This window comes from Mesobacillus subterraneus, assembly GCF_003937825.1.
Taxonomy (GTDB): Bacteria; Bacillota; Bacilli; order Bacillales; family Cytobacillaceae; genus Mesobacillus; species Mesobacillus subterraneus.
The window spans coordinates 1-11,879 of record NZ_RSFW01000039.1; the positions used below are offsets into that span (position 1 = coordinate 1).

The window sequence follows — 11,879 nt, forward strand, 5'->3', positions numbered from 1 at the left end:
GCCTCAATCGGACAGGTTGAAAGGAATAGAGGAGAAAGTTGTCCGAGAGCACGCTCCAATCGGACAGGTTGAAAGGAATAGAGGTAAAAGTTGTCCGAGAGAGCGCCTCAATCGGACAGGTTGCAAGGAATATAGGTGAAAGTTGTCCGAGAGCACGCCTCATTCGGACAGGTTGCAAAAAAGGGAGAGGACTGCGTTTTCTGCATAGTAGAGTAATATCTTTGGGTGCGGAGCTATTCGGGAAGTAAATCCTAGCGCAAACAGCTGGTTTTATGTAACATTCTCCTCCAAACCTCCGTCTATCACAGAGCGGAAATATTTTCATTCTGCATATTACAGGAAATTTACAAAAAATAGCGAATATAGACTTATTGGCGAAAAAATTGCAATGTTCTTGTAGATAAATAGATAGATTTTAAGAGGAGGAAATTTCGTGCGGGAACAGAGAAATCCACAGATTGAGAGAATTCTTGAAAATATTGATAAGGTGATGACGGGTAAGCGGAATGTGGCAGAGTTAAGCCTGATTGCGCTGCTTGCGGGCGGCCATGTGCTGCTTGAGGACGTGCCGGGAGTTGGAAAGACAATGATGGTAAGGGCTCTGGCGAAATCGGTGAGCGCCAAGTTCAGGAGGATTCAGTTCACGCCGGACCTGTTGCCGTCTGATGTGACGGGGGTGTCGATCTACAACCCGAAGGAGATGGAGTTCGAGTTCAGGCCGGGACCGATCATGGGGAATATCATCCTTGCCGATGAGATCAACAGAACATCACCGAAAACCCAGTCTGCCCTTCTCGAGGGGATGGAAGAGCAAAGTGTCACAGTCGATGGCGTGACCCATGTGCTGGAAAAGCCGTTTTTCGTCATGGCGACACAGAATCCGATTGATTACGAAGGAACTTATCCGCTGCCTGAAGCGCAGTTGGACCGTTTCCTGTTAAAAATGAAAATGGGCTATCCTGAGCTTGATGAAGAGATGGAAGTCCTGAATCGCGCTCAGCGTAACCTGCCTATCGAAGATTTGCAGCCGGTTGTATCGCTTGAAGATCTTCGCGACCTGCAAAACAGCATCAAGGAAGTGTTTGTCGACGATACGATCAAGCGCTATATCGTCGAACTTTCCAACCGGACTCGTGGGCACGGAAGCGTCTATCTGGGTGTAAGCCCCCGCGGATCGATTGCGCTAATGAAGGCTGCCCAGGCTTATGCCTTCATTTACGGCAGGGATTATGTCATTCCGGATGATGTCCAGTATCTGGCGCCAGCCGTGTTCGCGCACAGAATCATTTTAAAATCAGAGGCCAGGTTTGAAGGAATCACAGCGGAGGATGTCGTCAACCGAGTGTTGGCGAGAGTGCCTGTGCCAGTGCAAAGGCTAGTGAAGTAATATGAAAAAAATTTTCCAAAGATTCAAAGAGATTTGGAAACTCATCGTTTTGCTTTTACTGATTGCCATTACCTTTTCCTATGCGATGTTCCAGGGCGGATTTGTCAGCTGGTTCCTGTTTTACAGCTTCCTGCCATTCGCACTTTATGCTTTGGGTCTGGCCTTATATTCGCTCAAAGAAGTCAAGGCGGAAAGGGTGTATACGAAACAGGAATACAATGCAGGTGAAAAGTTCAAGGCAAGCATTGTGCTTGAACGGAATATCGCCTTCCCGCTGTTCTACGCGATCGCTGAGGAACAGGCGGGGAACACGCTTGCGGGCAACCGCGATCTTCAACAGGCCAAAACGATGGTGTTTCCTGGCTTCAGCAGGGTGTTCAGTTTCGATTATTCGATTGAAAACCTGCCGCGGGGCGAGCATATCCTGTCAGGCATCAAACTGAAAACAGGCGATCCGCTCGGATTGATTGAAAAGGAAAAGGTCCTTCCTGCTGAAAGCCGGATTCTTGTGTATCCAGCTTTCCAGGAAATGATCTACCGCCCGGTGGCCCATCATTTTGACCAGGGCATGACTGCCTCGAAGGAGCGCGTCCAGCGCGATACCTCGATGGCAATTGGAGTGCGTGAATATCAGCCCGGGGACCGTTTTTCATGGATCAACTGGAAGGCGACTGCAAGGCGGAATGATATCATGACGAAGGAGTTCGAACAGAGACAGTCACATGATGTGACTGTCCTGATGGATTGCTCCCCTGATCCAAGGTTTGAGGTTGTCGTATCGTTCACGGCTTCAGTGGTAAGGGCGATTTTACGAAAAGGGGCTCAGGTGGGCCTGCTGACATCCAGCTCAGAACGGAAGGCGTTTCCGGTCCGGGGCGGGGAGGGTCAGCAGCAGCAGCTCCTGTACCATCTGGCTAAAATTCAGGATGACAGCCCGGTCTCCTTTGACCGCGTACTGCAAGCGGAGAGCTTTCTGGCGCAGCAGAACAACTCCATCATGCTGATTACAGCACAATTGACGAAAGAGCTCATTGAAAAAGCTGCGTTTTATAATCAGAAAAATGGCTCAGTGAGTATCTTCCTGATCAAGAATGCGCAGGAATCGCCTACAAAAACAGAAACCAATTTGAGGTCCTCGGCCAATGCCAGGGGAATCCGGCTTGTCATGGTGCATGAAGGCCAGTTCCCTGAAGCCTTCTCGGAGGTGAACAGAGGATGACGATGGAAAAACCAAAAAAAGATATCTCGTTCTTTTTACTGTATCTATTCAGCTTTTTGCTGCTTTGGGAATGGTTGAGGCCGCTGAAGGAGTTGACGGACACCGGACACCTCAGCGTTTTCCTCGGATTTGTGTTCATGTCGCTGATGATGTCATTTTTCGGGATGCCGTTCATTCCGGCAGCGCTGATCCGGATTCTGATTATCCTGTACGCGGTACACTTTATGTATTATGAAGGAACTTTTTTCAGCATGGGCTGGTTTAGAGAGCTGTTGAGTGAGGTGACAGCAAATTCGGCTTATATCATCAATGCTGAATGGACCGGGCTTTCAAATGTGTTCCGGACCTTGCTGTTCTTTGTGCTGCTTTGGCTGATGGCCTATTTGATCCAGTATTGGCTTATCAACCGCAAGCAGATCTTTGTGTTTTTCTTCATGACCCTGATTTATATTACGGTGCTTGACACGTTCACTCCTTATGAAGCGGATGCCGCAATCATCAGGACGGTCATTGCCGGGTTCGCGGTAATGGGAATGTTGTCGTTCTACCGGATTGCTGATAAGGAAGTCGTAAAAAGGAGCCTTGATAGCGCGCGCAGATGGATGATTCCGCTCATTGCGATGATTGTCCTGAGTGTGGGAATTGGATATGCGGCTCCGAAGGCTGATCCCATTTGGCCTGACCCTGTCCCGTTCATTACCTCCTTCAACGAGGATTCCGGCAGTGGCGGCGGAGGTGTCAAAAAAGTCGGATACGGTACAGATGATTCGACCCTTGGCGGTCCGTTCATTGGCGATGACCGGGTCGTTTTCACCGCCGAAGCGGATGGGCGCCACTATTGGCGGATAGAGACGAAGGACATTTATACCGGCAAAGGCTGGGTTGAAAATCCGGGAGCTGAACCACCCCAGGAATTTTTGCCAAAGGAGACGATTCCTCTGGATCCGTTTGAAGAGGGAGTCAAAACTGAGGAGCGCATAAGCAAGGTCGTCCCGCAAATTGGCTATCCGCATCTGGTTTATCCACTGGGCGTGAAACAGGTCGAGGCAACAGCGAACTATTCGACTCTGGAATTCATGCTTAATCCAGCAACGGAAAAAATCACGTCGATTCCTGATGGGCAGTCAGGATCAATTGGGCCTTATTCGCTGACCTTTGACCATCCTGTATTCAGCATGGAAACACTGAAATCTTCAGGACCTGAAGACCTGCCTGCAGAAAAAAACGCGAATGCCGAATTCATCTCCAGCTATACACAGATACCAGAATCGCTCCCTGAAAGGGTGGTCGAGCTGGCTGAGGAGATCACCAAGGATGAAAAGGCGTGGATTGACAAGGCAAGGGCAATTGAAAGATACTTCCGTTCAAATAATTTTGTGTATGACCAGATTGATGTCGCGGTTCCTGATGAGGACCAGGATTATGTCGACCAGTTCCTGTTTGAGACGCAGCGCGGCTATTGTGATAATTTTTCCACGTCGATGGTTGTCATGATGCGCTCGATCGGGATTCCTGCCCGCTGGGTGAAGGGTTATACCGAAGGCGACTATCTCGATACTCTGGAAGATGGCCGCAGATTGTATAAAGTCACAAATAATAATGCCCACTCATGGGTGGAGGGGTACTTCCCTGGCGTAGGCTGGGTGCCATTCGAGCCGACACAAGGTTTTTCAAACAATGTTCAATTTGAGTATGACCTGAAAAACGATACACAATCACAAGAGGGGCAGGATGAAGAAGAAAATGCTGCACCAGCGGCACCGCAAAAGCCGGAGATGCCGGAAGAACAGGCACAGTCTGACCAGCCTAAGGCTTCTTTTTCCGATAGCTTGAAAAAAGCGGGTGCTTTCCTGATGGATAATATGCAGAAAATCCTCTTGACCTTGCTTGTGATTGGTGTATTTGCTGGCATCCTGTACAAACTGAGGGCAAAATGGCTGCCAGGCCTCTACATCCTTCTTTATAAGTATAAAAAGCAAAACAAGTACCTCGAAAAAGCGTATTTGGTTCTCTTGAAGCAACTAAAGCGCTACGGCCTGAAAAAGGAGAAAGGCCAGACATTGCGTGATTATGCCAATTATGTAGACTCGTTCTTCTCCACGAACGAGATGCGCTGGCTGACAGCCAAGTATGAAGAGTATCTCTATCGCGGAAATCTGGATGAGGAAATGTGGCAGGATGCAAAAAAATACTGGGAAATCATGATCCGGAAATCTGGTACTTGACCGTTAAAATGTTATACTGATACAATGTTTGCAACTATATAGAATAATCCTTCATATATCCTCGATAATAAGGTTCGAAAGTATCTACCAAATCACCGTAAATGATTTGACTATGAAGGCAGATTTTCTTTTTGTTCGTTACGGCCGGAATTCTGCCTTCCTTTTTATTTGAGGACGGGAGGATTCTGGTTTTTTTATTTCTGTGTAAAAACGCGGATGCGAGCCAACATTATACATAACGAATTTAGCGTGGCGGAGAATCGCATTTGGCAATGGGAATCCGTTTTAATCATTCTAATGAGGTGACTTTATGAAAACCGAGCTTCAAGACCAGGAAATGATTGTTGTATTAGACTTTGGCAGCCAGTACAACCAGCTGATTACGAGACGTATCAGGGAGTTTGGCGTCTACAGTGAGCTTCACCCGCACACCATCACGGCAGCGGAAATCAAGGAAATGAACCCAAAGGGAATCATTTTCTCCGGAGGCCCGAACAGCGTTTATGATGAGGGAGCCTTCCGCTGTGACGAGGAAATCTTTGAATTGGGCCTGCCGATCCTTGGCATCTGTTACGGAATGCAGCTGATGACGATGCATTTCGGCGGAAAGGTTGAAAAGGCGAAGCATCGTGAGTATGGCAAAGCGTTGCTGACGCTTCATAACCAGAGTGCGCTTTTTGAAGGAACGCCTGGGGAACAGGTTGTCTGGATGAGCCATGGGGACCTCGTGACCATGTCACCGCCCGGCTTCACAGTGGATGGCATTAACCCATCCTGCCCGATTGCGGCAATGAGCGACGAGAGCCGCAAGCTGTATGCCGTCCAATTCCATCCGGAGGTGCGCCACTCCGTTTTTGGAAACGACCTGCTGAAAAACTTCGTGTTCAAAGTGTGTGAGTGCGAAGGCAATTGGTCAATGGAAAACTTCATTGAGATCGAGATGGAAAAAATCCGCCAGTTAGTTGGCGACAAGAAAGTCCTGTGTGCGCTTAGCGGAGGTGTCGATTCTTCGGTTGTAGCCGTCCTGATCCATAAAGCGATAGGCGACCAACTGACGTGTATCTTCGTTGACCACGGTTTGCTGCGAAAAGACGAGGCAGAGGGTGTCATGAAGACATTCGCGGACGGCTTCAACATGAACGTCATCAAGGTGGATGCGAAAGACCGCTTCCTCACCAAGCTTGAGGGCGTTTCCGATCCAGAGCAAAAGCGCAAAATCATCGGCAATGAGTTCATCTATGTGTTTGACGATGAAGCCGAAAAACTAGAAGGCATCGAGTTCCTGGCACAGGGGACATTGTATACCGATATCATCGAAAGCGGCACAGCGACAGCGCAAACGATCAAGTCGCACCATAATGTCGGCGGCTTGCCTGAAGATATGCAGTTCAAATTGATCGAGCCTTTGAATACATTGTTCAAGGATGAGGTTCGTGCCCTTGGATCCGAGCTTGGCATTCCGGATGAAGTCGTCTGGCGCCAGCCATTCCCGGGACCTGGACTAGGGATTCGCGTTCTCGGTGCAATTTCTGAAGAAAAACTGGAAATTGTTCGTGAATCAGATGCCATCCTGCGCGACGAAATCAAGAAAGCCGGCCTCGACCGTGAAATCTGGCAGTACTTTACTGTGCTTCCTGACATTCGCAGCGTTGGTGTCATGGGGGATGCGAGAACATACGATTATACGATCGGGATCCGCGCAGTAACTTCAATTGATGGGATGACTTCCGACTGGGCTAGGATTCCTTGGGACGTCCTCGAAATCATATCAACAAGGATCGTCAATGAAGTAGACCATGTCAATCGAGTCGTTTATGACATTACAAGCAAACCGCCTGCAACCATTGAATGGGAGTAAAATACGAACGATTTAAAAACGAACATGAAAAATGTTCGTTTTTTTTATTGACGAAGGACCAAAGTCCTGATAGAATAAACCTGAACTTAATAATTTGTCATAATTCGTCGTATAATCTTGGGGATATGGCCCAAAAGTTTCTACCGAGCTACCGTAAATGGCTTGACTACGAGGATTGAAAATCATGACTGGCAATCCATTACTCTATTGCCTGCAGGATTTTCTATTCATTCCTAGTCAACGCCCCGGTACCCGTGGCGTTTTCTTTTTGGCCCTATTTCCTGAATTCAATTCAGGGGGAATGAAAAAATGAAGAAGTATTTCGAGTTTGAAAAGCTTGGCACGAACTATCGCCGCGAATTCATTGGCGGGATGACCACATTCCTTGCCATGGCGTATATCCTGGTTGTAAATCCGAATATCCTTACACTTGCAGACGTGCCGGATCTGCCGGAAGCATTAAGGATGGATACCGGTGCTGTCTTCGTAGCGACAGCACTTGCTGCAGCAGTCGGCTCCATCATCATGGGACTGATCGGTAAGTATCCGATCGCCCTCGCACCGGGAATGGGCTTGAACGCATTCTTCGCTTACACAGTCGTTCTAAGTCACGGACTGCCTTGGCAGCATGCACTCGCTGCAGTCTTCATTTCCAGCGTGTTCTTCTTGCTTCTAACGATTTCTGGCTGGCGTGAAAAGCTGATCAACGCGATTCCAGTTGAGCTGAAGCACGCAGTCGGAGCAGGTATCGGTCTTTTCATTACCTTCATCGGTTTGAAAAATGCAGGCATCATCGTCGACAACCCGGCAACGCTTGTGGGGCTAGGTGACCTGACAAACGGAAATACACTGCTTGCCCTTTTTGGCTTATTGATCACTGTCATCATGCTGACAAGAGGGATCCATGGTGCAGTTTTCTTCGGAATCGTCCTTACAGTCATTGTTGGTATGATCTTCAACCTTATCGATACACCAGAAAAAGTAGTCGGTGCGGTACCAAGCGTAGCACCAACATTCGGAGCAGTATTCAGCGCTTTTGGCGACCCGACTTTCTATACAGCGACCATGATGGGGATCATTTTGACATTCTTGTTCGTTGACTTCTTTGATAATGCCGGTACCCTTGTAGCGGTAGCAAACCAGGCAGGCCTTATGAAGGAAAACAAGCTTCCGCGTGCAGGCCGCGCATTGTTCGCTGACTCAATCGCATCACTGGTCGGTTCCATTTTCGGGACATCGACGACGACTTCTTATATCGAATCATCTGCAGGTGTAGCATCAGGAGCACGAAGCGGATTTGCATCGCTGGTGACAGCCGGGTTCTTCCTGCTTGCACTGTTCTTCTTCCCGTTGCTGTCCGTCGTCACATCAGCCGTAACCGCACCAGCATTGATCATCGTGGGCGTACTGATGGTTTCATCTCTTGGTAAAATCGAATGGGGCCGCTTCGAGGTAGCAGTTCCTTCATTCCTGACCATGATTTCCATGCCGCTTTCATCAAGCATCGCAACAGGAATCGCGGCAGGTTTCATCTTTTACCCAGTAACAATGATCGTAAAAGGACGCGGAAAAGAAGTTCATCCAATCATGTACTTGTTCTTTGTGATCTTCGTTCTATACTTTATGTTTTTGACAGAATAGGAGTATTTGGTCCAGCGGCTTTCCGCTGGATTTTTTTATGCATCAGAAAGAGCTTTTGCCAAAATTTGAAGAGTGTCACCAACCGCTCTCCGTTTGACTTCTTAATCCCCCTTTTATACGATATTCCCATAGAACAAGCTGAAACGGGGATACAGCATGGACAAGATCGCAGTAAAGAAAGGGTTGAACAATAATGTCTTGATTGCCGACCACCCAAGTTTTGGGGAAGTCATTATAATCGGCAAGGGCATTGGATTCAACCGGAAAAAAGGAGATCTTATAGAAGAGGGCCAGGCGGAAAAAATGTTCGTCCTCAAGGATGAAAAAGAACAGGCCAACTATATCAAGCTGTTGCCGTTCGTCGAAAATGAGCTCCATGAAGCCATTATTTCGGCGACTGAACTGATCAAAAAGCGGACAGACAGCCAGTTGAATGAACACATCCATGTCGCCCTGACGGATCACTTGATGTTCGCCGTGACACGGATTGCCAAAGGGATGGAATTCAAGAACCCCTTCCTGGTGGAAACGAAGACGTTATACCCGACTGAGTTTGAGATTGCCAAAGAGGTCGTCCAGCTGATTAAAGAAAAAACAGGCATCGAGCTGCCGGATGGGGAGATTGGCTTTGTCGCCCTTCACATTCACAGCGCAGTAATGAACCGCAATCTCTCGGATGTGAACCGCCATTCACAGCTTGTGACGAAACTGGTACAAATGATTGAAGAAAATCTTCACATCGAAATTGATAAAGAGGGCATCGATTACACGAGACTCGTGCGCCATATACGTTTCACGATCGAAAGGGTCAATAATGGCGAGAAGGTAGAAGAACCAGAAAAATTTGCAACCCTCTTGAAAGAAGAATACCCGTTGTGCTACAATCTCTCATGGAAACTCATTAAAGTGATGCAGCAAACCTTGAAAAAACAAGTATATGATGCTGAAGCCGTATATCTGACGATGCATTTGCAAAGGCTTCAGAAAAAAGTTAAATAGGGTATTATTTTTTACGTGTTACTGATTCGATCAGGCATGAGTAAAGAATGTAATTGAAATGGAGTTTTATGGGTAATATATCCGTATGCTTCTTTCGATACATCTTTCTCATGCCTTTTTTATTTGTTTTTTTGATGTTTGTAACCGCTTTAGGAGAAAAAATATTCAGGAGGTAATCCTATGTTTAAGAAAGCTTTTGGTGTTCTTCAAAAAGTAGGTAAGGCGCTAATGCTTCCAGTTGCCCTTTTGCCGGCTGCAGGTATCCTGCTCGCATTGGGTGCTGCGCTTAGAAACCCTGCTTTACTGGAGCTTGCTCCATTTTTAGATAACAGCGGCGTCAATATGGTCGCGGCTGTCATGCAAAATGCCGGTGACATTGTATTCGGCAATTTGCCGTTGCTGTTTGCCGTCGGTGTTGCCGTCGGACTGGCTGGCGGTGAAGGTGTTGCGGCACTTGCTGCCATCATCGGGTATCTGATCATGAACGTAACGATGGGTACTGTATTGGGAATTACTGCAGAGGATGTTAATGGTCTTAACTACCAAAGTGTCCTTGGTGTTCCAACACTGCAAACAGGGGTGTTTGGCGGTATTATCGTCGGGATCATTGCTGCAGCACTTTACAACAAGTTTTATGAAATTGAATTGCCATCTTACCTTGGCTTCTTCGCCGGTAAGCGTTTCGTTCCGATTATCACTGCGGGAACGGCAATCTTGCTTGGTTTAGCAATGCTTGTTGTTTGGCCGCCAATCCAGGATGCACTGAACGCATTCTCGCAAAACATGGTACATGCAAACTTGACTCTTTCAGCATTTATCTTTGGTGTAGTTGAACGTTCATTGATTCCATTCGGACTGCATCATATTTTCTATTCACCATTCTGGTTCGAGTTTGGTTCTTATACGACTGAAGCAGGAAATGTAGTCCGCGGAGATCAGCGTATCTTCATGGCGCAGATTGCGGACAATGTACAAAACCTGACTGCAGGTACATTCATGACTGGTAAGTTCCCGTTCATGATGTTCGGTCTTCCGGCTGCAGCGTTGGCGATTTATCACGAAGCACGTCCTGAAAAGAAAGTAGTAGTCGGCGGTCTGATGCTATCTGCTGCTTTAACTACCTTCTTGACTGGGATCACAGAACCACTAGAATTCTCATTCTTGTTCGTAGCTCCAGTATTGTTCGGAGTTCACGCTCTTTTTGCCGGACTATCATTCATGACAATGCACCTTTTAAATGTAAAAATCGGTATGACCTTCTCAGGGGGGCTAATCGACTACATCTTGTTTGGTTTGATTAACCCGCAAACAAATGCATGGCTCGTCATTCCTGTTGGTCTGGTTTTCGCGGTCATCTATTACTTCGGTTTCCGTTTCGCAATCCGCAAGTTCAACCTCATGACTCCTGGTCGTGAAGCGGTTGAGGAAGGTGAGGAAGAAGGCGGAGCAAAAGGACAAGCAGGCGATCTTCCGTATGAAGTGCTTGAAGCAATGGGCGGTAAAGAAAACATCGCTCACCTTGATGCTTGTATTACACGTCTTCGTGTATCAGTAAATGATATTAACAATGTTGATAAAAATCGTCTGAAAAAACTGGGCGCTGCCGGTGTACTTGAAGTCGGCAACAACATCCAGGCAATCTTCGGACCACGTTCGGAAACAATTAAAGGCCAGATGAGAGATATCATAAACGGCAAAAGGCCGCGTCCGGTAGAAACAAGTCAAGCTGGCGAAGTTGAACAGCAGATTGAAGAAGTGAACCCTGAAGCGTTGCAGACACATCACGCAGATGCGGATGGAGCAGCTGAAGTTTTTGTTTCTCCTATTAAAGGTGAACTGAAGCCAATTACTGAAGTTCCAGACCAGGTATTCTCAGGAAAAATGATGGGTGACGGATTTGCCATCGTTCCAACAGAAGGTACCATTGTATCTCCGGTAAACGGAAAGATTGTCAACCTGTTCCCGACAAAACATGCAATCGGCATCCTTTCAGAAGGCGGACGTGAAATCCTGATTCATGTTGGTATTGATACAGTGAACCTGAAGGGTCAGGGCTTTGAAACACTTGTATCCGAAAACGATACAGTGACTAAAGGACAGCCTTTATTGAAAGTGGATTTAGATTATATTAAAGAACATGCAACTTCTATTATGACTCCAATTGTCTTTACGAACCTTGGAGAAGGCGAAAGTATCGTCATCAATAAACAGGGCAATGTAGATGTAAAAGAAGAAAACATCATCAAGATCTCTAAATAGAAATCAGCTTAGCCAGTCTCCTGAAAAGGGAGGCTGGCTTTTTACTTATTTATTATAGAAAGAAACAGTAACTAACTGACTAACTTCCATTTTTTACAATGTTTATTCGTGTTGACTTAGGGGATGGGCGGTGATAATATATAGAAACAGTCGCGAACAAGTTAACAACATTTTGATGATGAAAAATAAATTTTGAAAAGTTGTTGACAGTTGTTGCTGTGACATGTTAAATTATTAAAGTCGCTTCTGAGCGGCGAACATGAATTGCTCTTTGAAAACTAAACAAACAAG

7 protein-coding genes and 2 riboswitches are annotated in these 11,879 nt (G+C 46.8%); all 7 genes read left to right on the top strand.

Going from position 1 to position 11,879, the window contains the following annotated elements:
* The first annotated feature begins 433 nt into the window (after positions 1-433).
* The 7 genes from EJA10_RS22885 (at position 434) to ptsG (ending at position 11,588) form a co-directional block, all read left to right on the top strand.
* On the top strand, positions 434-1,387 hold the full coding sequence (locus EJA10_RS22885) for an AAA family ATPase (RefSeq protein WP_281274549.1): 954 nt from the start codon (positions 434-436) through the stop codon (positions 1,385-1,387).
* A gap of 1 nt (position 1,388) precedes the next feature.
* Complete coding sequence (locus EJA10_RS22890) at positions 1,389-2,606, top strand: DUF58 domain-containing protein (RefSeq protein ID WP_125482324.1); 1,218 nt, start codon at positions 1,389-1,391, stop codon at positions 2,604-2,606.
* Positions 2,603-4,831 carry a transglutaminase TgpA family protein gene (locus EJA10_RS22895; RefSeq protein WP_125482325.1) on the top strand — a complete coding sequence of 743 codons (2,229 nt, stop codon included), beginning with the start codon at positions 2,603-2,605 and terminating at the stop codon, positions 4,829-4,831. The genes EJA10_RS22890 and EJA10_RS22895 overlap by 4 nt, the downstream gene beginning before the upstream one ends.
* 31 nt (positions 4,832-4,862) lie before the next feature.
* A riboswitch (purine riboswitch) is annotated at positions 4,863-4,964 on the top strand.
* Positions 4,965-5,141: 177 nt separating this feature from the next.
* A complete protein-coding gene (guaA, locus tag EJA10_RS22900) occupies positions 5,142-6,689 on the top strand; it encodes a glutamine-hydrolyzing GMP synthase (protein WP_125482326.1) in 1,548 nt (515 codons plus the stop codon).
* An 87-nt stretch (positions 6,690-6,776) separates the two neighbouring features.
* Positions 6,777-6,878: riboswitch (purine riboswitch) on the top strand.
* Between the two features lie 120 nt (positions 6,879-6,998).
* Positions 6,999-8,330, top strand: a complete 1,332-nt coding sequence (locus EJA10_RS22905) for an NCS2 family permease (protein ID WP_125482327.1) — start codon at positions 6,999-7,001, stop codon at positions 8,328-8,330.
* Positions 8,331-8,486: 156 nt separating this feature from the next.
* A complete protein-coding gene (gene glcT / locus EJA10_RS22910) occupies positions 8,487-9,329 on the top strand; it encodes a glucose PTS transporter transcription antiterminator GlcT (protein WP_125482328.1) in 843 nt (280 codons plus the stop codon).
* Positions 9,330-9,509: 180 nt separating this feature from the next.
* Complete coding sequence (ptsG, locus tag EJA10_RS22915; RefSeq protein ID WP_125482329.1) at positions 9,510-11,588, top strand: glucose-specific PTS transporter subunit IIBC; 2,079 nt, start codon at positions 9,510-9,512, stop codon at positions 11,586-11,588.
* Positions 11,589-11,879: the final 291 nt, after the last annotated feature.